The sequence below is a fragment of the Streptomyces sp. NPDC058751 genome (genome assembly GCF_042746485.1).
Taxonomy (GTDB): Bacteria; Actinomycetota; Actinomycetes; order Streptomycetales; family Streptomycetaceae; genus Streptomyces.
On the sequence record NZ_JBHYPZ010000020.1, the window covers coordinates 59,676 to 80,346 of the forward strand.

15 protein-coding genes and 1 riboswitch are annotated in these 20,671 nt (G+C 74.4%); of the genes, 14 read left to right on the forward strand and 1 reads right to left on the reverse strand.

All coding sequences use genetic code 11. The annotated features are described in order from the left end of the window. Nucleotides 1-428 precede the first annotated feature (428 nt). From ACFW6B_RS19785 to cobI, 9 genes are all read left to right on the forward strand, one after another. On the forward strand, nt 429-1,670 hold the full coding sequence (locus ACFW6B_RS19785) for an anion permease (protein WP_386597740.1): 1,242 nt from the start codon (nt 429-431) through the stop codon (nt 1,668-1,670). 21 nt (nt 1,671-1,691) lie between these two features. Beyond that, nucleotides 1,692-1,910: a hypothetical protein gene (locus ACFW6B_RS19790; protein ID WP_386597741.1), complete on the forward strand. Its 219-nt coding sequence runs from the start codon at nt 1,692-1,694 to the stop codon at nt 1,908-1,910. A gap of 136 nt (nt 1,911-2,046) precedes the next feature. Next, nucleotides 2,047-2,190: riboswitch (cobalamin riboswitch) on the forward strand. Between the two features lie 105 nt (nt 2,191-2,295). Then, the gene (locus ACFW6B_RS19795; RefSeq protein WP_386597743.1) at nt 2,296-3,291 is read left to right on the forward strand and encodes a cobalamin biosynthesis protein; all 996 of its coding nucleotides are present in this window, start codon (nt 2,296-2,298) and stop codon (nt 3,289-3,291) included. After that, nucleotides 3,288-4,874, forward strand: a complete 1,587-nt coding sequence (locus ACFW6B_RS19800) for a cobyric acid synthase (RefSeq protein ID WP_386597744.1) — start codon at nt 3,288-3,290, stop codon at nt 4,872-4,874. The genes ACFW6B_RS19795 and ACFW6B_RS19800 overlap by 4 nt, the downstream gene beginning before the upstream one ends. Continuing rightward, the gene (gene cobN, locus ACFW6B_RS19805) at nt 4,871-8,524 is read left to right on the forward strand and encodes a cobaltochelatase subunit CobN (RefSeq protein WP_386597745.1); all 3,654 of its coding nucleotides are present in this window, start codon (nt 4,871-4,873) and stop codon (nt 8,522-8,524) included. The genes ACFW6B_RS19800 and cobN overlap by 4 nt, the downstream gene beginning before the upstream one ends. Next, nucleotides 8,521-10,518 carry a putative cobaltochelatase gene (locus ACFW6B_RS19810; RefSeq protein WP_386597746.1) on the forward strand — a complete coding sequence of 666 codons (1,998 nt, stop codon included), beginning with the start codon at nt 8,521-8,523 and terminating at the stop codon, nt 10,516-10,518. Before cobN ends, ACFW6B_RS19810 begins: the two co-directional genes overlap by 4 nt. Further along, entirely contained in the window at nt 10,518-11,117 is a 600-nt protein-coding gene (cobO, locus tag ACFW6B_RS19815; protein WP_103549357.1) for a cob(I)yrinic acid a,c-diamide adenosyltransferase, read from the forward strand. The genes ACFW6B_RS19810 and cobO overlap by 1 nt, the downstream gene beginning before the upstream one ends. Beyond that, the gene (locus tag ACFW6B_RS19820; protein WP_386597747.1) at nt 11,117-12,511 is read left to right on the forward strand and encodes a cobyrinate a,c-diamide synthase; all 1,395 of its coding nucleotides are present in this window, start codon (nt 11,117-11,119) and stop codon (nt 12,509-12,511) included. The genes cobO and ACFW6B_RS19820 overlap by 1 nt, the downstream gene beginning before the upstream one ends. Further along, nucleotides 12,508-13,257 (forward strand): precorrin-2 C(20)-methyltransferase, encoded by a 750-nt coding sequence (cobI, locus tag ACFW6B_RS19825; protein ID WP_386597748.1) that lies wholly within the window; start codon nt 12,508-12,510, stop codon nt 13,255-13,257. Before ACFW6B_RS19820 ends, cobI begins: the two co-directional genes overlap by 4 nt. Before the next feature lie 74 nt (nt 13,258-13,331). On the opposite strand, the gene ACFW6B_RS19830 is transcribed toward cobI, so the two are convergent. Continuing rightward, nucleotides 13,332-14,060 (reverse strand): ZIP family metal transporter, encoded by a 729-nt coding sequence (locus tag ACFW6B_RS19830; protein WP_386597749.1) that lies wholly within the window; start codon nt 14,058-14,060, stop codon nt 13,332-13,334. Nucleotides 14,061-14,226: 166 nt separating this feature from the next. On the opposite strand from ACFW6B_RS19830, the gene cobM reads away from it, so the two are divergent. The 5 genes from cobM to cobC all read left to right on the forward strand — a co-directional run bounded on the left by cobM (nt 14,227) and on the right by cobC (nt 20,466). Beyond that, complete coding sequence (cobM, locus tag ACFW6B_RS19835; RefSeq protein WP_386597750.1) at nt 14,227-15,063, forward strand: precorrin-4 C(11)-methyltransferase; 837 nt, start codon at nt 14,227-14,229, stop codon at nt 15,061-15,063. A gap of 77 nt (nt 15,064-15,140) precedes the next feature. Then, nucleotides 15,141-16,409 carry a precorrin-6y C5,15-methyltransferase (decarboxylating) subunit CbiE gene (gene cbiE / locus ACFW6B_RS19840; protein ID WP_386597817.1) on the forward strand — a complete coding sequence of 423 codons (1,269 nt, stop codon included), beginning with the start codon at nt 15,141-15,143 and terminating at the stop codon, nt 16,407-16,409. Further along, entirely contained in the window at nt 16,406-18,112 is a 1,707-nt protein-coding gene (cobJ, locus tag ACFW6B_RS19845; RefSeq protein ID WP_386597751.1) for a precorrin-3B C(17)-methyltransferase, read from the forward strand. Before cbiE ends, cobJ begins: the two co-directional genes overlap by 4 nt. A 235-nt stretch (nt 18,113-18,347) precedes the next feature. Then, entirely contained in the window at nt 18,348-19,301 is a 954-nt protein-coding gene (locus tag ACFW6B_RS19850) for a sirohydrochlorin chelatase (RefSeq protein ID WP_386597752.1), read from the forward strand. Then, nucleotides 19,291-20,466, forward strand: a complete 1,176-nt coding sequence (gene cobC, locus ACFW6B_RS19855) for an Rv2231c family pyridoxal phosphate-dependent protein CobC (protein ID WP_386597753.1) — start codon at nt 19,291-19,293, stop codon at nt 20,464-20,466. The genes ACFW6B_RS19850 and cobC overlap by 11 nt, the downstream gene beginning before the upstream one ends. Nucleotides 20,467-20,671 lie beyond the last annotated feature (205 nt).

Below are 20,671 nucleotides of genomic sequence, written 5' to 3' on the forward strand. Positions count from 1 at the left end.
CCTCCAAGAGCCCATGGTTGTATGTGATTTGCATCACATCGCACTTCCGAGGCGCCGGCGTCGCCCCGTCCGGACATTTACCGCGGATCACACCCCGTGATCAGCCCATTACGGCCGAACCGGCACTCGACCACCACCCTGGAGGCGCCCGTTCCGCGCCCTCCGACGGCGTGACGACCGCTACGGCCTGCGGGTGACGGGGATCTCACCTTTCAAACCCCCCTCGACCCGAGCGGTCCACCCGGGGCATCATCCCCAAGCGGAGTATGGAATTCCGCATCCGTTCGAGCCCGCCGGACCTCCCGCCGACACAAGCGGAATGGCGATCCGCTGTTCGGGACACCACGAAGTCCGACCCAGTTCACCTTCCGTTCACCCAGGCTGCCTACGTTCCACCTGCCACTGACGTCCAACAGAAGCCTGGGTAAATGGAACACATCACGCTCCTCCTCGGAATCGTGATCGTCACCGCTCTCGTGTTCGATTTCACGAACGGTTTCCACGACACCGCCAACGCGATGGCCACCACCATCTCGACCGGCGCACTCAAGCCCAAGGTCGCGGTGGCCATGTCCGCCGCCCTCAACCTTGTCGGCGCCTTCCTCTCCGTCGAGGTCGCCAACACGATCTCCAAAGGCCTCGTCGACGAGACCGGCATCCGACCAGAGGTGATCTTCGCCGCGCTCGTCGGCGCGATCCTCTGGAACCTGGTGACATGGCTCGTCGGACTCCCGTCCAGTTCCTCGCACGCCCTCATGGGCGGCCTGGTCGGCGCCACCATCGCCTCCGCCGGCGTCGGCGCGGTGCACGGGGACGTCCTGGTCGGCAAGGTGCTCCTGCCCGCCGTCGTGGCACCGGTCGTCGCCGGCCTGGCCGCCATGGTCGCCACCCGGCTGTCGTACAAGCTCAACAGCGGCGCCGAGACCAACGCCACCAAGAAGGGCTACCGCGCGGGCCAGATCGCCTCCGCCGGCCTGGTCTCGCTGGCCCACGGCACCAACGACGCGCAGAAGACGATGGGCATCATCACCCTGGCCCTGGTCGCCGGTGGCGCCGTCGCTCCCGACTCCGACCCGCCGGTCTGGGTCATCCTCTCCGCCGGTATCGCCATCGCGCTCGGCACCTACCTGGGCGGCTGGCGCATCATCCGCACGATGGGCAAGGGCCTGACCGACCTCCAGCCGCAGCAGGGCTTCGCCGCCCAGACCAGCGCGGCCACCGTCATCCTGGCCTCCTCGAACCTCGGTTTCTCCCTCTCCACCACGCACTCGGTCTCCGGTGCCGTGATGGGCGCGGGTCTCGGCCGCAAGGGCGGTGTGGTCCGCTGGTCCACCGCGACCCGCATGGCCGTCGCCTGGGTCCTCACCCTGCCCGCCGCCGCCCTGGTCGGCGCGCTCGCCGAATGGGTGACCGGTTTCGGCGCCTGGGGCACCACTCTGGTCGCCGTCTTCCTGGTCGGTTCCAGCTTCGCGATCTGGCGGCGCTCGCGCCACGAGGTCGTCGACCACACCAACGTGAACGACGACGAGGAGCCCGCCGGTGTGGTGACGCAGGCCATCGCCGCCGTCGCCCCGCCCCCGGTCGGCACGGTGACCGAAGGCCTCACGGCCACCATCCCGGCTCCGGTCGAGGCCGCGGTGAACCAGCCGGCGCAGTCCCGAGTGGCCTGAGAAACCGAAGGAAGAAACAGCATGCACATCGACTGGTCAGCCCTCGGGTCCGTCTTCGGGGTCACCCTCGGAGTGAGCGTCGCCCTCGTCGCCCTCTTCACCCTCGGCGTCGCCGGCCTCTCCAAGAAGGAGTCCGCCCAGGGCGGTTCCGCGGTCGCGGCGGCCACCGGCGCGTACGTCTGCTTCGCGGCCTGCGCCGCGGCGGTGGCGTACGGCATCTCCCTGATCGTCATGAAGTAGCCCGGCACCGGCGGCCCGGAACCGGGCCGCCCGGAGCGGTACCGCGCGTGGGGCGCGGGACGGAACACCGTCCCGCGCCCCACGCGTATGTGGGCCTGCGCACACTGTCCCTCCGCAGGTCAAGAGCCAGTTGACGGCCGTTCACACCCCGTGGTGGACTGCCGGAGCCAAGTACGGCGGCATGAGAGGAAGCCGGTGAGAATCCGGCGCGGTCCCGCCACTGTCATCGGGGAAGGAACTCCCCGGGAGCCAGGAACTCTCACCGCCGGTCTCGTCGAACCAGGGCGTGGACACCCTGAGTGAGGACATATAGCCATGCGCGGCTGCCCGTTGCCCGTTCCGCCAAGTACGAGGGTTCCGCTCCACCCCACGGCCGGCTGACCCCGTGCGTGCCGATCGCGTCTTCGCGTACGGCGCCGCCGCCGGCCTCCTCGGCGACCTGCTGCTCGGCGATCCCCGCCGGGGGCATCCGGTCGCCGCTTTCGGGCGGGCCGCCGCGGCCGTGGAGCGGACACTGTGGCGGGACCACCGCGGGTGGGGCGCGCTGCACACGGCCGTCTGCGTCGGCGGCGCCACCGGACTCGCCGCGCTCGCGAGCCGTCGCGTCCGCACCTCGCCCGCCGCGTCCGTCGCGCTGACCGCCGCCGCCACCTGGGCCGTCGTCGGGGGAACCTCCCTCGGCCGCGAGGCACGGGCGATCGGCGGCGCGCTCGCGGCCGGTGACCTCGGCGTGGCCCGGGAGCGGCTGCCGCACCTGTGCGGACGCGACCCGCAGGCTCTGGACGCCGACGGCGTCGCGCGCGCCGTCGTCGAGTCCGTCGCCGAGAACACCTCCGACGCCGTCGTCGGCGCCCTGGTCTGGGGCGCCGTCGGCGGTGTGCCCGGGCTCGTCGCCTTCCGCGCGGTCAACACGCTCGACGCCATGGTCGGGCACAAGTCCCCCCGCCACCGGCGCTACGGCTGGGCCTCCGCCCGGCTCGACGACCTCGCCGGCTGGCCGGGAGCCCGGCTGACCGCCGTCCTCGCCGCCGTGGCCGGACCCGACCCGCGCGGTGCCGTGCGCGCCTGGCGCGCGGACGCCCGCGAGCACCCGAGCCCCAACGCCGGGCCCGTGGAGGCCTCGTTCGCGGGCGCGCTCGGTGTGCGGCTCGGCGGCACCCTCTCGTACGGCGGACGGGTCGAGCACCGGCCCGTGCTCAACGGCGCGGGGCGCGCCGTCCACGTCCGGGACATCGAACGGGCCGTACGGCTCTCGCGGCGCGTCGGCTGGCTCGCGCTCGGCGTGAGCGCCGCCGGAGGGGCTCTGCTCTCCGGGGCCGGACGGGCTCTGCTCTCCACGACCGGACGGATTTCGTCCACCAGGAAGGGGCACACCGCATGAGCGGCGGGCTGCTGATCGCCGGGACCACCTCCGACGCGGGCAAGAGCGTCGTGACCGCCGGGATCTGCCGGTGGCTGGTGCGCCAGGGCGTCAAGGTGGCGCCCTTCAAGGCGCAGAACATGTCCCTGAACTCGTTCGTGACGCGTGAGGGCGCGGAGATCGGGCGGGCGCAGGCGATGCAGGCGCAGGCCGCCCGGGTGGAGCCGACCGCGCTGATGAATCCCGTGCTGCTGAAGCCGGGCGGGGACCGCACCAGCCAGGTCGTCCTGATGGGCAGGCCGGTGGGCGAGATGAGCGCGCGCGGGTTCTTCGGAACGGCCGGGCCCGCGGAGCAGTCGCCGTCGGCCGCCGGGGAAGGACCGCACGGGGGGCACCGGGAAGCGCTCCTGGCGACCGTCCTCGACTGCCTGGCGCAGTTGCGGGGCACGTATGACGCGGTGATCTGTGAAGGGGCCGGCAGCCCGGCCGAGATCAACCTGCGGCGCACCGACATCGTGAACATGGGGGTGGCGCGGAACGCGGGACTTCCGGTGCTCGTCGTCGGCGACATCGACCGGGGCGGGGTGTTCGCCTCGTTCTTCGGGACGGTCGCGCTGCTGTCGCCCGAGGACCAGGCCCTCGTCGCCGGGTTCCTCGTGAACAAGTTCCGCGGTGACGTGAGTCTGCTGGAGCCCGGCCTCGACATGCTGCACGGCCTCACCGGGCGGCACACGTACGGTGTCCTGCCCTTTCAGCACGGGCTCGGCATCGACGAGGAGGACGGCCTGCGCGTCTCGCTGCGCGGGGCCGTCCGCGAGTCGGCGGTCTCCTCCCCCGTCGGCGAGGACGTCCTGCGGGTCGCGGTCTGCGCGGTCCCGCTGATGTCCAACTTCACCGACGTGGACGCGCTGGCCGCCGAACCGGGCGTCGTCGTGCGGTTCGTGGACCGCGCCGAGGAACTGGCCGACGCGGACCTGGTCGTCGTGCCCGGGACCCGGGGCACGGTCGGCGCGCTGCGGTGGCTGCGCGAGCGCGGCCTCGCGGACGCCATCGCGCGCCGGGCCGCCGAGGGGCGGCCCGTCCTCGGCGTCTGCGGCGGTTACCAGCTCCTCGGCGAGCACATCGAGGACGAGGTCGAGTCCCGCGCCGGCCATGTCGACGGGCTCGGACTGCTGCCCGTGCGCGTGCGGTTCGCGCGGGAGAAGACCCTGGCACGGCCGGTCGGCACGGCCCTCGGCGAGCACGTCGAGGGGTACGAGATCCACCACGGCGTCGCCGAGGTGACCGGCGGCGACCCGTTCATGTCCGACGCCGCGGGCCGGGGCCTGGACGGCTGCCGGGTCGGCTCCGTCTGGGGCACGCACTGGCACGGATCGCTGGAGTCGGACGGTTTCCGGCGGGCCTTCCTGCGCGAGGTGGCCGCCGCCGCGGGCCGCCGCTTCGTGCCGGCCCCCGACACGTCGTTCGCGGCGCTGCGCGAGGAGCAGCTCGACCGGCTCGGCGACCTGATCGAGGAACACGCGGACACGGACGCGCTGTGGCGGCTCATCGAGTCCGGCGCGCCGCAAGGACTGCCCTTCATCCCACCGGGAGCACCCGCATGAGCACTGTGTTGTTGTTGTCGACCGCCGACACGGACCTGCTGGCGGCCCGCGCCAGCGGCGCCGCCTACCGGATCGGCAACCCGACCCGGGTGGACGTCACCGGCGAGCTCCCCGCGCTCGTGGAGGGCGCGGACCTCGCCGTCGTACGGCTGCTCGGCGGCAAGCGGGCCTGGGAGGACGGGCTGGCCTTCCTGAAGGCGTCCGGGATCCCGACCGTGCTGCTGGGCGGCGAGTCCGTCCCGGACGCCGAGCTGATGGCCGAGTCGTCGGTGCCCGCCGGCGTGGTCGCGGAGGCGCTGCGCTATCTCGTCGAGGGCGGTCCGGCCAACCTCGGGGAGCTGGCCCGGTTCCTCTCCGACACCGTGCTGCTGACGGGCGAGGGCTTCGAGGAACCGCACCGGACCGCCGAGTTCGGCGTGCACGGCGAGCGTGCCCTCGTCGAGGGCCGGCCGACGGTCGGCGTGCTGTTCTACCGGGCGCACGAGCTGTCCGGGAACACCGCGTTCGTGGACACCCTGTGCGACGCGATCGAGGCACGCGGCGCCAACGCCCTTCCCGTGTACTGCGGTTCGCTGCGCGGGGCCGACCCGGGCCTGTACGAGATCCTCGGCCGGGCCGACGCGCTCGTGGCCACGGTCCTCGCCGCGGGCGGCACCCACGCCTCGGAGGCGTCCGCGGGCGGCGACGAGGAGGCCTGGGACATCGGGGCGCTCGCCGACCTCGACGTCCCCGTCCTCCAGGGCCTGTGCCTGACCTCGTCGAAGAGCGCCTGGGACGCCTCGGACGCGGCCCTGTCCCCCATGGACGCGGCCATGCAGGTCGCGATCCCGGAGTTCGACGGCCGGCTGATCACCGTGCCGTTCTCGTTCAAGGAACAGGGTCCCGACGACGTCCCGGTGTACGTCGCCGACCCCGAGCGGGCCGCCCGGGTCGCCGGGATCGCCCTGCGGCACGCCCGGCTGAAGCACAAGCCCAACGCGGAGAAGAAGCTCGGGATCGTCTTCACCGCCTACCCGACCAAGCACTCGCGGGTCGGCAACGCGGTCGGTCTCGACACCCCCGCCTCCGCCGTACGGGTCCTCGACGCCCTCCGGGACGCGGGCTACGCCCTCACCGAATACCCGGACGACGGCGACGAGTTGATCCACCGGCTGATCGCCGCCGGCGGCCACGACGTGGAGTGGCTGACCGAGGAACAGCTCGCCGCCGCCCCCGCGCGCGTGCCGCTCGCCGACTACCGGGCCTGGTTCGACACCCTCGACCCCGCGCTGCGCGAGGCCATGCTGGAGGCCTGGGGCGAGCCGCCGGGCTCCCTCTACGTCGACGGCGACGACATCGTGCTCGCCTGCCTGGAGTTCGGGAACGTCGTCGTGATGATCCAGCCGCCCCGCGGCTTCGGCGAGAACCCCATCGCGATCTACCACGACCCCGACATGCCGCCGTCGCACCACTACATGGCCGCCTACCGCTGGCTCGAGAACAGTTTTGGCGCGGACGCCGTCGTCCACATGGGCAAGCACGGCACCATGGAGTGGCTGCCGGGCAAGGGGCTCGGGCTCAGCGGCGGCTGCGCGCCCGACGCCGTCCTCGGCGAACTCCCCCTGGTCTACCCGTTCATCGTCAACGACCCCGGTGAGGGCACGCAGGCCAAGCGCCGCGGGCACGCCACCGTCGTCGACCACCTCGTACCGCCGATGGCCCGCGCCGACACCTACGGCGACCTCGCGAAGCTGGAGCAGCTCCTCGACGAGTACGCGCTCGTCTCCGACCTGGACCCGGCGAAGGCCCCGGCGGTGCGCGCGCAGATCTGGACGCTGGTCAAGGCGGCCGAGCTGCACCACGACCTGCACGTCGACGAACAGCCGGACGACGGCGACTTCGACGAGTTCGTGATGCACATCGACGGCTACCTCTGCGAGATCAAGGACGTGCAGATCCGCGACGGGCTGCACGTCCTGGGCGGCGGCCCCGAGGCCGAACCGCGGGTGAACCTCGTGCTCGCCGTGCTGCGCGCCTCGCAGGTGTGGGGCGGCACGGCGAACGCCCTGCCCGGTCTGCGCGCCGCGCTCGCCGAGCACTTCGGCCTGGTGGAGAAGGAGTTGCTGGCCGAGCCGGGCGCTCCGGTGAAGGCGCCCGTCGAGCTGACGGACCTCGTGGAGGGTCCGGCCCGTACGGCGGCCGACGCGATCGACCTCCTGGAGCAGCTGTGCCGCCGGGCGGCGCTCGGCATGGAGGAACGGAGCTGGGACCCGGCCGCCGTGCCGGCCCTCGTGCGCGACCTCCTCGGCACCGAACTCCCCGACGCCGTCGCGGTGCTGGAGTTCGCCTGCCGCGAGGTGGTGCCGCGGCTGGCCCGGACGACGGACGAGATCGGGCACATCCTCAAGGCCCTGGACGGCGGTTACGTCCCGGCGGGGCCCTCGGGCTCGCCGACGCGCGGGCTGGTCAACGTCCTGCCGACCGGCCGCAACTTCTACTCCGTCGACCCCAAGGCCATTCCCTCCCGGCTGAGTTGGGAGGTCGGGCAGTCCCTCGCGGACTCGCTCGTGCAGCGCTACCTCCAGGACACCGGGGACTATCCGACGTCGGTCGGGCTGACGGTGTGGGGCACGTCGGCCATGCGCACGCAGGGCGACGACATCGCGGAGATCCTCGCGCTGCTCGGCTGCCGTCCGGTGTGGGACGACGCCTCGCGCCGGGTCACCGGCTTCGAGATCGTTTCCCTGAAGGAGCTGGGCCGCCCGCGCATCGACGTCACGGTCCGCATCTCCGGCTTCTTCCGGGACGCGTTCCCGCACGTGGTCGGACTCCTGGACGACGCCGTACGGGCGGTCGCCGAGCTGGACGAGCCCGCCGACCGGAACTTCGTGCGCAGGCACGCCGACGAGGACACCGCCGAGCACGGCGACCGGCGGCGCGCGACCGCCCGCATCTTCGGCTCCAAGCCGGGCGCGTACGGCGCCGGTCTGCTGCCGCTGATCGACGCCCGCAACTGGCGCAGCGATGCGGACCTGGCCGAGGTGTACGCCGTCTGGGGCGGCTACGCCTACGGGCGCGGGCTCGACGGACGGGCGGCGAGGGGGGACATGGAGACGGCGTTCCGGCGGATCGCGGTCGCCGCCAAAAATGTCGACACGCGCGAGCACGACCTCGTCGACGCGGACGATTACTTCCAGTACCACGGCGGCATGGTCGCGATGGTGCGGCATCTGACGGGAGCCAGTCCCGAGGCGTACGTCGGGGACTCCGCCACCCCTGACCAGGTGAAGACCCGGACGTTGGGGGAGGAAACACACCGGGTGTTCCGGGCGCGGGTGGTGAATCCCAGGTGGATGTCAGCGATGCGCAGGCACGGCTACAAGGGTGCTTTCGAGATGGCTGCGACCGTGGACTACCTCTTCGGGTACGACGCGACAGCCGGGGTGGTGGACGACTGGATGTACGAGAAGTTGTCGGCCGAGTACGTGTTCGCGCCCGAGAACCAGGAGTTCATGCGGAAGTCCAACCCGTGGGCCCTGCGCGGGATCACCGAGCGGCTGCTGGAGGCGGCGGACCGGGGGCTGTGGGCCGAGCCGGACGCGGACACGCTGGAGCGGCTGCGCGCCACCTATCTGGAGCTCGAAGGCGACCTGGAGGGCGACGACCAGTGAGTACCCCGTTTCCGTTCACCGCCGTCGTCGGCCAGGACGACCTGCGGCTCGCGCTGCTGCTGAACGCCGTCTCGCCCGCTGTGGGCGGTGTGCTGGTCCGCGGCGAGAAGGGCACCGCGAAGAGCACGGCCGTGCGTGCCCTCTCGGCGTTGCTTCCCGAGGTCGACGTCGTCTCCGGGTGCCGTTTCTCCTGCGCCCCCGGCTCCCCCGACCCCGCCTGCCCGGACGGGCCGCACGAGGCGGGGGTCGGCGCACAACGCCCCGCCCGCATGGTCGAGTTGCCCGTCGGCGCCTCCGAGGACCGGCTGGTGGGCGCCCTGGACATCGAGCGGGCGCTCGCCGAGGGCGTCAAGGCGTTCGAGCCGGGACTGCTGGCCGACGCGCACCGCGGGATCCTGTACGTCGACGAGGTCAATCTGCTCCACGACCACCTGGTCGACCTGCTGTTGGACGCGGCCGCGATGGGCGCCTCGTACGTCGAGCGCGAGGGCGTCTCCGTACGGCATGCCGCGCGGTTCCTGCTCGTCGGGACCATGAACCCGGAGGAGGGCGAACTCAGGCCCCAACTCCTCGACCGTTTCGGGCTGACCGTCGAGGTGGCCGCCTCGCGGGAGCCCGACCAGCGGGTCGAAGTCGTGCGGCGCAGGCTCGCCTACGACGACGACCCGGCCGGCTTCGCCGCGCGCTGGGCGGACGAGGAGGCCGCCGTGCGGGCGCGGACCGTGGCGGCCCGCGCGCTGCTGCCCTCCGTGCGGCTCGGCGACGGGGCGCTGCGGCAGATCGCCGCGACCTGTGCCGCCTTCGAGGTGGACGGCATGCGTGCCGACATCGTGATGGCCAGGACCGCAACCGCGCTCGCCGCGTGGGCGGGGCGCACCGACGTGCTCGCCGAGGACGTACGGCAGGCGGCGCTGCTGGCGCTGCCGCACCGGCGGCGCCGCAACCCCTTCGACGCCCCGGGCCTCGACGAGGACAAGCTCGACGAGACCCTGGAGCAGTTCGGCGGCTCGGCCGGTGACGAGGACCCGGACCCGGACGGTCCAGGTGGCGGCGGACAGCCTCCGCAGGGCGACGGCGACGGGGACCCGCAGGGCGGGGACTCCGGGGCCCGGCCCGAGGCCGGTGAGGGCGGGGAGCCGCAGACCTCCGGCGCCGGAGCGGGCGAGCAGGCGCCGGTGCGGGCCGCGGAGCCGTTCCGCGCCAAGGTGCTCAGCGTGCCCGGGATCGGCCAGGGTGCCGCCGGACGGCGCTCGCGGGCACGGACCGAGCACGGACGGACGACGGGGGCCCGGCGGCCGCAGGGGAAGCTGTCCAAGCTGCATCTGGCGGCCACCGTCCAGGCGGCGGCACCCCATCAGCGGGCGCGGGGCCGCTCCGGGCCCGGCCTGGTCGTACGCCGGGACGATCTGCGGCAGGCGAACCGTGAGGGCCGTGAGGGCAACCTCGTTCTCTTCGTGGTCGACGCGTCCGGGTCCATGGCGGCCCGCCAGCGCATGAGTGCCGTGAAGGGCGCCGTGCTGTCGCTGCTGCTCGACGCCTACCAGCGGCGGGACAAGGTGGGTCTGGTGACCTTCCGCGGCTCGGCGGCCGAGGTCGCGCTGCCGCCCACCTCGTCGGTGGACGCGGCGGCGGCCCGGCTGGAGTCGTTGCCGACGGGCGGGCGCACCCCACTCGCGGCCGGGCTGCTCAAGGCGCACGACGTGCTGCGGGTGGAGCGGCTGCGGGACGCGGCACGGCGTCCGCTGGTCGTCGTGGTGACGGACGGCCGGGCCACCGGTGGTCCGGAGCCGGTCGCCCTCGCCGGGCGTGCGGCGCGGCTGTTCGCGGCCGAGGGGGTGGCCTCGGTGGTCGTCGACTGCGAGAGCGGACCGGTCAGGCTCGGACTCGCGGGACAGCTCGCGGGTGAGCTGGGCGGCACGGCCGTGACGCTGGACGAGCTGCGGGCGGACAGCATCGCCGGACTGGTGAAGGACGTACAGAGGAGGGCCGCGTAGTGCCGCAGGGACAGCCGAGTGTCGTACCGGACGACGGCCTGACGACCCGTCAGCGTCGTAACCGGCCGCTGGTCGTCGTGCACACGGGGATCGGCAAGGGGAAGTCCACCGCCGCGTTCGGGCTCGCGCTGCGCGCCTGGAACCAGGGGTGGCCCATCGGGGTGTTCCAGTTCGTCAAGTCGGCGAAGTGGAAGGTCGGCGAGGAGAACGCGCTGCGGGTGCTCGGCGCCTCGGGCGAGGGCGGGTCCGTCGACTGGCACAAGATGGGCGAGGGCTGGTCCTGGGTCCAGCGCGACGCGCAGATGGACAACGAGGAGAAGGCCCGCGAGGGCTGGGAGCAGGTCAAGCGCGACCTCGCCGCCGAGACGTACAGGCTGTACGTGCTCGACGAGTTCGCGTACCCGATGCACTGGGGCTGGATCGACACGGACGAGGTCGTCGCGGTGCTGCGGGACCGGCCGGGCACCCAGCACGTCGTGATCACCGGGCGCAACGCCCCGGAGAAGCTGGTCGACCTCGCCGATCTCGTCACCGACATGTCCAAGGTCAAGCATCCGATGGACGCCGGCCAGAAGGGCCAGAGGGGCATCGAGTGGTGATGTCCTCGTCCGTGCCCCGGCTGGTCGTCGCCGCGCCCTCCTCGGGCAGCGGCAAGACCACCGTCGCCACGGGGCTGATGGCGGCCTTCGCCGCGCGGGGGCTCGCCGTGTCCCCGCACAAAGTGGGGCCCGACTACATCGACCCCGGGTACCACGCACTCGCCACCGGGCGCACGGGACGCAATCTCGACGCGTATCTGTGCGGCGCGGAGCTGATCGGGCCGCTGTTCGCGCACGGGGCGCGCGGCTGCGATCTCGCGGTCGTCGAGGGCGTGATGGGGCTGTACGACGGGGCCGCGGGCGAGGGGGAGCTCGCGTCCACGGCGCAGGTGGCGAAGCTGCTGCGGGCGCCGGTGGTGCTGGTCGTCGACGCGTCCTCGCAGTCGCGGTCCGTGGCCGCGCTGGTGCACGGGTTCGCCTCCTGGGACCCCGAGGTGCGGGTCGCCGGGGTGATCCTCAACAAGGTCGGGTCCGACCGGCACGAGGCCATGCTCCGGGAGGCGCTGGACGCGTCCGGGGTGCCGGTGCTCGGTGTGCTGCGGCGGGCGCCGCAGGTGGACACGCCGTCGCGGCACCTCGGTCTGGTGCCGGTCGCGGAGCGGCGGGCGGAGGCGGTGGAGGCGGTCGCCGCGATGGCCGCGCAGGTGCGCGCCGGGTGCGATCTGGACGCGTTGTTCGCGCTGGCGCGCGGTGCCGGTTCGTTGCCGGGTGCGGCATGGGACGCGGCCGAGGCCGTCGAGTCGCCCACCCACGACCACCCGACTCGCTCGGTCGAGAGGCCGGCCGGCGGAAAGCCCGTCGTCGCTGTCGCCGGTGGGGCCGCTTTCACGTTTTCCTATGCCGAGCACGTCGAACTGCTCACCGCCGCCGGGGCCGACGTCGTCACCTTCGATCCGCTGCGGGACGACTCCCTCCCGGAGGGGACCGCCGGGCTCGTCGTGGGCGGCGGCTTCCCCGAGGTGTACGCGCCCGAGCTGTCCGCCAACGAGCCGCTGCGCAAGGCGGTGGCGGAGCTGGCGTCGGCCGGGGCGCCGGTCGCGGCCGAGTGCGCCGGACTGCTGTATCTGGCGCGGGAGCTCGACGGCCGGCCCATGTGCGGGGTGATCGACGCCGTGGCCAGGATGGACGAGCGGCTGACCCTCGGTTACCGGGACGCCGTGGCCCTCGGCGACAGCGTGCTCGCCGCGGCCGGCACCCGGATGCGCGGGCACGAGTTCCACCGGACGGTCGTGGAGCCCGGTGCCGGTCCCGTTCCCGCCTGGGGGATGCGCTCCCCCGAACGACGTGTCGAAGGTTTCGTGCAGCAGGGCGTGCACGCGAGTTATCTGCACACGCACTGGGCGTCCGAGCCCGGCGTGGCCCGTCGGTTCGTCGAGAGGTGCCTGACGTCATGAGCAGCAAACTGATCGGGGTCGGGGTCGGCCCCGGCGACCCGGAGCTGGTGACCGTCAAGGGCGTCAACGCCCTGCGCGCCGCGGACGTCGTCGTCGTGCCCGTCATGGCTGCGCCTGATGGGAAGGACGGGGGCGAGCGGGGGCGGGCCGAGGCGACCGTCCTGCACTACGTGCCCGAGCAGAAGGTCGTCCGGGTGGTGTTCGCGCTCAACGAGCGCAGCGACCGGGAACGGCGCGAGGCCGCCTGGGACGCCGCCGGCGAGCGGGTCGCGGGCCTGCTCGCCGGGCACGGCACGGTCGCCTTCGCCACCATCGGCGACCCCAACGTGTACTCGACGTTCACGTATCTCGCCCACACGATCGGGGAGCTGGTTCCCGGCACGGTCGTGGAGACCGTGCCGGGCATCACCGCCATGCAGGACCTCGCCGCGCGCTCGGGTGCCGTTCTCACCGAGGGGACCGAGCCGCTCACGCTCGTCCCGGTGACCGCGGGGGCGGCCGTGCTCAAGGACGCGCTGAACGGGCCCGGCACGGTGGTCGCGTACAAGTTCGGGCGGCAGGCCGCCGAGGTGGCCGAGGCGCTGCGGGACAGCGGGCGGATCGACGACGCCGTCTGGGGGTCGGCGCTCGGCCTGGAGGACGAGTCGATCCGGTCCGCCGCCGAGCTCGACGGCGAGCCGCTCCCGTACCTCTCGACGCTCATCGCGCCCGCGCGCCGCGACGGGACGCGCGGCGGAAAGCTGTGACCCGCCCCCGCCCGGCACGCCCGTCGGCCCCCGCGCCCGCGGGGCGTCCGCCGTACCCGGCGCACCGCCCGGGCTCAGCCCGCGAGGCCCACCACCAGCCAGATGAAGGCCACGCCCGCGACCGTGCACAGCAGGGTCGAGCGGGCGGGGTGCTCGTGGTGCGCCTCCGGGAGGATCTCGGCGGCGGCGAGGTAGAGCAGCACACCGCCGAAGAGGCCGAGGTAGCCGCCGAGCAGCCGCTCGGGGATGGTGAAGAAGAGCGTCGAGGCGGCGCCGATCATGGGGGCCGCCGCGTCCGCGTACAGCATGAGCAGGGCCTTGCGGCGGGCGTTCCCGTACAGGCTCGTGAGCGTGTACGTGTTGAAGCCGTCCGCGAAGTCGTGGGCGATGACCGCGAGGGCGACGGCGAGCGCCATGCTCTCGCCGACCTGGAAGGCGGCGCCGATCGCGACGCCGTCCATGGCGCTGTGGCCGACCATGGCGGCGGCCGCCGTGAGGCCCACCTCGGGGGCGCGTTCCCCGTTCTCCGCGCCCCCGTGCGCGGCCCGGCGGTGGGCGAGGAGCCGTTCGACCAGATGGGCCAGCAGGAAGCCGCCCACGAAGAGGAGCAGCGCGGCCGGTACGCCGAACACCTCGGTGCCCGCCGCGTCCAGCGCCTCCGGCAGCAGGTCGAGGCCGACCACACCGAGCATCAGGCCGCCCGCCAGGCCGAGCACCAGATGGCGGCGGTCGGTCACCCGCTGCGCCGTCCAGCCGCCGGCCAGCGTCATCAGGAACGCGCCGAGCGCGACGAGGACCGCCATGGACCCTTGCTATCCGATCCACCCCCGTTCGCGCACATCGGGCGGCGGCCGCGGGCCCGCCGAAGCGTTCGCGGCACACCTGATGTGCGGCACAGCCGCTATGCGGCACCCCTGATGTGCGGCACCCCTGATTTCTCGTAGTACTCGTAGGAGAGGACCGATTCCCATGGCCGATGCCCCCACCGGCAAGGTGACCTTCGTCGGTGCCGGCCCCGGCGCCGCCGACCTGCTGACGTTCCGCGCCGCGCGCGCCATCGCCGAGGCCGATGTCGTGATCTGGGCGGCCAGCCTGGTGCAGGCCGAGGTCCTCGGCCACGCGCGCGAGGGCGCCGAGATCCTCGACTCGGCGACGATGTCGCTGGAGGACGTCGTCGCCGTCTACGAACGGGCCCGCGCCGAGGGCCTGCGGGTGGCGCGGATCCACTCCGGCGACCCGGCCCTGTGGGGCGGTACGCAGGAGCAGGTCGACCGGTGCGCGGAGCTCGGCATCGAGACCGAGATCGTGCCGGGCGTCTCGTCCTTCTCCGCGGTGGCCGCGATCGCGCGGCGCGAGCTGACGATCCCCGAGGTCGCCCAGTCCGTGATCCTCACCCGGCTCGGCGGCGGCAAGACGCCGATGCCGCCCGGTGAGGACGTGCGGGAGTTCGCGAAGCACGGCACGACGATGGCGCTGTTCCTGTCGGCGGCGCGCAGCGGACAGCTGGTGCGGGAGCTGCTGGAGGGCGGCTATCCGACGACCACGCCGGTCGTGGTCGCCTACCAGGCGACCTGGCCGGAGGAGCTGATCGTGAAGTGCACGGTCGGCACGCTGGAGGAGACCGTCAAGGAGCACAAGCTCTGGAAGCACACGCTCTTCCTGGTCGGCCCGGCGCTCGACGCGAGCGGCACCCGCTCGCACCTGTACCACCCGGGTCATTTCCACGGCTTCCGCAAGGCCGACCCCGAGGCGCGCGCCGAGCTGCGGGCCGCGCGCCGGGGCGGTGCGCAGGGCCCGGCGTCGTGAGCGCGGGCGCCACCGGCGTGGAGGGGCGGACGGCCGGCGCGGAGGGGGCGTCCGCCGGTCCCGCGGACAGCTCCGGCGTGATCACCGTGGTCGGTACGGGGACGGGGGCGCCGCTGCCTGCGGACGTGAAGGAGGTGCTCGCCGGGGCCGGGCTGGTCGTGGGCGCCCGGCGGCACCTGGCGGCGGCCCGGCTGCCGGAGCGTGCGGAGCGGGTGGTGCTCGGGCCGCTGGCGCCCGCCCTGGACCGTATCGAGCGGTACGCGGACGAGGGGGCGCCCGGGGGGCCGGTCGTGGTGCTCGCCTCGGGCGACCCCGGGTTCTTCGGGATCGTACGGGCGCTCGCGGAGCGGTTCGGGGCCGGGCGGCTGGACGTCCGGCCCGGAGTCTCCTCCGTGGCGACCGCGTTCGCCCGGCTCGGCCTGCCCTGGGACGACGCCGTGGTGGTCAGCGCGCACGGGCGCGATCTGCGCACGGCCGTCCTGGTCTGCCGGTCGCGGCCCAAGGTGGCCGTGCTGACCGCTCCCGGGTCCGGGCCCGCCGAGCTGGGCGCCGCCCTCGCCGCCGCGGGCGCCGAGCGTGTCCTGGTGGTGGCGAGCGCCCTCGGCGACCCGGAGCACGAGAGCGTCGAGCGGGCCACGCCCGCCGAGGCCGCCGCCCGCGACTGGGGCCCGGCGGTCAGTGTCGTGCTGTGCCTGGACGGGTCGCGGTCCCCGGCGCCCGCGCGGACCGTCGCGGGGCCGTCGGCCGGTCCCGGCCGATGGGCCCTGGACGAGAGCGAGTTCGCCCACCGCGACTCGATGATCAGCAAGTTCGAGGTGCGGGCGCTGGCGCTGGCCCGGATCGGGCCGCGGCTCGGCGACCTGGTCTGGGACATCGGCGCGGGCTCGGGGTCGGTCGCCGTGGAGTGCGCGCGTCTCGGCGCCACGGTGACCGCGGTCGAGAAGACCCCGGACGGCTGCGACCGCGTCCGCGCGAACGCGGCGGCGCACGGCGTGGACGTGCGGGTCGTGCACGGGGCCGCGCCCGCCGTGCTGTCCGGCCTGGACGCCCCGCACGACCCGGACGCGGTCTTCATCGGCGGCGGCGGACGTGAACTGCCCGCCATCGTCGGGGAGTGCGCGCGCCGGGCCCGGCGTGCCGTCGTGATCGCGATGGCCTCGCTCGACCGGGTGCCCGCCGCCCGTGACGCCCTCACCGCCGCCGGGTTCGCCTGTGACGGCGTCCTGTTGCAGTCCTCGCGGCTCGCCCCGCTGCCGGGCGGGGTGTCCCGGCTCGCGGCGGCCAATCCCGTCTTCGTGCTGTGGGGCGTCCGGCCTCCGGCCCGTACCGAAGGAGTCTCCCAGTGATCGGCCTGATTTCCGCCACGGCGGCGGGGGCGGCGGCCCGTGACCGGCTCGCCGCGGCGTGGTCCACGCGTACCCGGGTGTACGAGGGGCCCGTGGCGGACGCCGTGCGGCGGGCCTTCGCGGAGTGCGACCAGGTGGTGTGCTTCCTCGCCACGGGCGCGGTCGTGCGGCTCGTCGCGCCGCTGCTCTCGGACAAGAAGGCGGACCCCGGCGTGGTGTGCGTCGACGAGGCGGGGCGGTTCGCCGTGTCGCTGGTCGGCGGCCACACGGGCGGGGCGAACGAACTCGCCCGCGAGGTCGGTGAGCTGCTCGGCGCCGAGCCGGTGGTGACGACGGCGACCGACGCGGTCGGGGTACCCGGTCTCGACACCCTCGGTCTCCCCGTGGAAGGGGATCTCGCCGGGGTCTCGCGGGCCATGCTGGACGGCGAACCGGTGGTGCTGGAGCGGGAGTCGGTCTGGCCGCTGCCCGCGCTGCCGCCGAACGTGGGCAGTCCCGCGGCGCCGGGAGCGGCCGTCGTCCGGGTGAGCGACCGGGTCCGGGAGACCGCCGCGCGCGAGGTCGTCCTGCGTCCGCCGTCCCTCGTCGTCGGGGTCGGCGCCTCCCGGGGCGCGCCCGTGGAGGAGGTCCTCGGCCTCGTCGAGGACGCCCTGCGCGGGGCCGGGCTCTCCGCGTCGTCGGTGGCCGGACTCGCCACCGTGGACGCCAAGTCCGAGGAGCCCGGCATCATCGGGGCCGCCGGGCGCCTCGGGGTGCCGGTCGTCACGTACACCGCCGGGGAGCTGGCGGCGGTGGAGGTCCCGAACCCCTCCGGCGCGCCGCTCGCCGCCGTGGGGACCCCGTCCGTGGCGGAGGCCGCCGCGCTGAAGGGCGGCGGCGAACTCCTCGTGCCCAAGCGGAAGTCGGTGCGGGCGGACGGGCAGCCCGCCATGGCGACCTGCGCGGTCGTGCGCCGTCCGGCGCGCGGGCGGCTCGCGGTCGTCGGCCTCGGCCCGGGCGCCCGCGACCTGCTCACCCCGCGGGCGGCGGCGGAACTGCGGCGGGCCGCGGTGCTCGTCGGGCTCGACCAGTACGTCGACCAGATCCGCGACCTGCTGCGGCCCGGCACGCTGGTCCTGGAGTCGGGGCTCGGCGCCGAGGAGGAGCGGGCGCGCACGGCGGTGGCCGAGGCGCGCCGCGGTCAGGCGGTCGCGCTGATCGGCAGCGGCGACGCGGGCGTGTACGCGATGGCGTCGCCCGCGCTGGCCGAGGCGTCCGACGACATCGACGTGGTCGGGGTGCCGGGGGTGACCGCGGCGCTCGCGGCCGGGGCGATCCTCGGCGCCCCGCTCGGCCACGACCACGTGTCGATCAGCCTGTCCGACCTGCACACGCCGTGGGAGGTCATCGAGCGCCGGGTGCGCGCGGCGGCCGAGGCCGACATCGTCGTGACCTTCTACAACCCGCGCAGCCGGGGCCGCGACTGGCAGCTCCCCCAGGCTCTCGCGATCCTCGCGGAGCACCGGGAGGCGGCCACTCCGGTGGGGGTGGTGCGCAACGCCTCCCGCCCCGACGAATCGAGCCGGGTCACGACGCTGGGGTCCCTGGATCCGGGAATCGTCGACATGATGACCGTGGTGACCGTGGGCAACACGGCGACCCGCGAGATCGCCGGGCGCATGGTGACACCGCGCGGCTACCGCTGGCAGAAGGAGGCCGAGTGAGCCGAGTGAGCCGGGCGTCGCCCGGACTCCGGGCCGCACGTCCCGCCGGGCAGGTGCTTTCCCGGCGACCGGCCGACGGGGGCGTGTTCGCCGGGGGCGGTCCGCCCGCCCCGGCCGTCGCGCCCGACGCCGTTCCCCATCCCCGTGTTCCCGAGGCCGACCGGGCCTCGAAGACCGCCGAGGCCCACCAGGCCCCGAGAACCGCAGCGGCCGACTCTGCCGCCGAGGAGACATCGTGACCACCCCTCCCCCCGCCCTGCTCATCGCCGGACACGGCACCCGGGACGAGGCCGGAGCCGAGGCCTTCCGTTCCTTCGTACGGGAGTTGGGCCGCCGCCATCCCGAACTGCCCGTCGCCGGCGGGTTCATCGAGCTGTCGCCGCCACCGCTGGGCGAAGCCGTCGGCGAACTCGTCGGCCGGGGCGTACGGCGTTTCGCCGCCGTGCCGCTGATGCTGGTGTCGGCCGGGCACGCCAAGGGCGACATCCCGGCGGCGCTGGCCCGCGAGAAGGAGCGGCACCCCGGGATCTCCTACACGTACGGGCGTCCGCTGGGCCCGCATCCGTCGCTGCTCGCCGTGCTGGAGCGGCGGCTGGACGAGGCCCTCGGCGACGGCGTCACGACCCCCGAGGAGCGGGCCGGGGTGACCGTGCTGCTCGTGGGCCGCGGGTCCACGGACCCGGACGCCAACGCCGAGGTGCACAAGGCGGCGCGGCTGCTGTGGGAGGGCCGGGGGTACGCGGGCGTGGAGACCGCGTTCGTGTCCCTGGCGGCGCCGGACGTGCCCGCCGGCCTCGACCGCTGCGTGAAGCTCGGCGCGCGCAGGATCGTGGTCCTGCCCTACTTCCTGTTCACCGGCATCCTCCCGGACCGGGTGCGACGGCAGACGGAGGAGTGGGCCGCCGCCCACCCGGGGGTCGAGGTGGGCTCCGCCGAGGTCATCGGTCCCGAACCGGAGCTGCTCGACCTGGTCATGGAGCGCTACCGTGAGGCCGTCGCGGGCGATCTGCGGATGAACTGCGACTCCTGCGTGTACCGGATCGCGCTGCCCGGCTTCGAGGACAAGGTGGGGCTGCCCCAGCAGCCGCACTTCCACCCGGACGACGACGGCCACCACGACGGGCACGGGCACCACGGCGGACACGGGCACCACCATCACGGGGGGCACACGCATTCCCATGCCCACTGAAGAGGCCGCCGGGGGCGGACACGATCTGCGGCACCACGGGGACGCCGAGGTGCGCGACGACGGTTCCAAGCTGACCGATCTGGCCGTGAACGTCCGGGCGGACACCCCGCCCGGGTGGCTCCTTGACAGGATCGCCGCGTCGCTGCCGTCCCTCGCCGCCTACCCGGACGGGCGGGCGGCGCGGGCTGCGGTGGCGGCCCGGCACGGGCTGCCGGTGGAGCGGGTGCTGCTCACGGCGGGCGCGGCCGAGGCGTTCGTGCTGCTGGCGCGCGGCCTGGAGGTGCGCCGGCCGGTCGTCGTGCACCCGCAGTTCACGGAGCCCGAGGCCGCGCTGCGGGACGCCGGCCACACGGTGGGCCGTGTCCTGCTGCGGGAGGAGGACGGCTTCCGGCTCGATGCGGCCGCCGTCCCCGAGGACGCCGACCTCGTCGTGATCGGCAACCCGACCAATCCGACGTCGGTGCTGCACCCGGCCGGGACCATCGCCGGGCTGGCCCGGCCCGGGCGGACGCTGGTCGTCGACGAGGCGTTCATGGACGCGGTGCCGGGCGAACGCGAGTCCCTGGCCGACCGGACGGACGTCCCCGGTCTCGTCGTGCTGCGCAGCCTCACGAAGACCTGGGGCCTCGCGGGGCTGCGGATCGGGTACGTGCTCGCCGGCCCGGGGACGATCGCCCGGCTGGAGCGCGCCCAGCCGCTCTGGCCGGTGTCCACGCCCGCGCTCACGGCGGCGGAGGCGTGCGTGTCCTCGCAGGCGCTCGCGGAGGCCGGGCACGCGGCGCGGCGGATCGCCAAGGACCGGGACCATCTGGTCGCGGGACTGCGGGAGTTCGCCTGCACGGACGGCCTGCGGGTGGTGGAGCCGGCCGAGGGCTCCTTCGTGCTGGTCCGGCTGCCGCGGGCCGCCGGGGTGCGCCGCGCGCTGCGCGATCTCGGGTTCGCGGTGCGGCGCGGGGACACGTTTCCCGGGCTCGGGGAGGAGTGGCTGCGCATCGCGGTACGGGACCGGACGACGGTCAACCGGTTCCTGCAGGCGCTGGACCGGGCGATGACCGTCGCCGGGGACGGCGGCGTCGGCGGCCCGGGGGTCGTCCCGCCCCGCCGGCCCGCCCCGCCCTCGTCCGGCCCGCGCCCGGAGCCGCCGCGGGCACCCTCCTCGGCCTGAAACGGCCCGGCCCCCGCACCCCGCGCCCGTCCAGCGCCTCCGGCGCCCGGGGAACGAGGGTCCGGGCGGACGCCCGGGACGACGGGGCACGGCGGACACCGGCCCCGACGGCACGACGGCCTTCACCCCGGCGGCGCCGGGACGAGGTGACCACGGCCCCGGCGGCGGCGGTACGAGGTGGCCACGGCAGCGCCGGAGCGGGGCG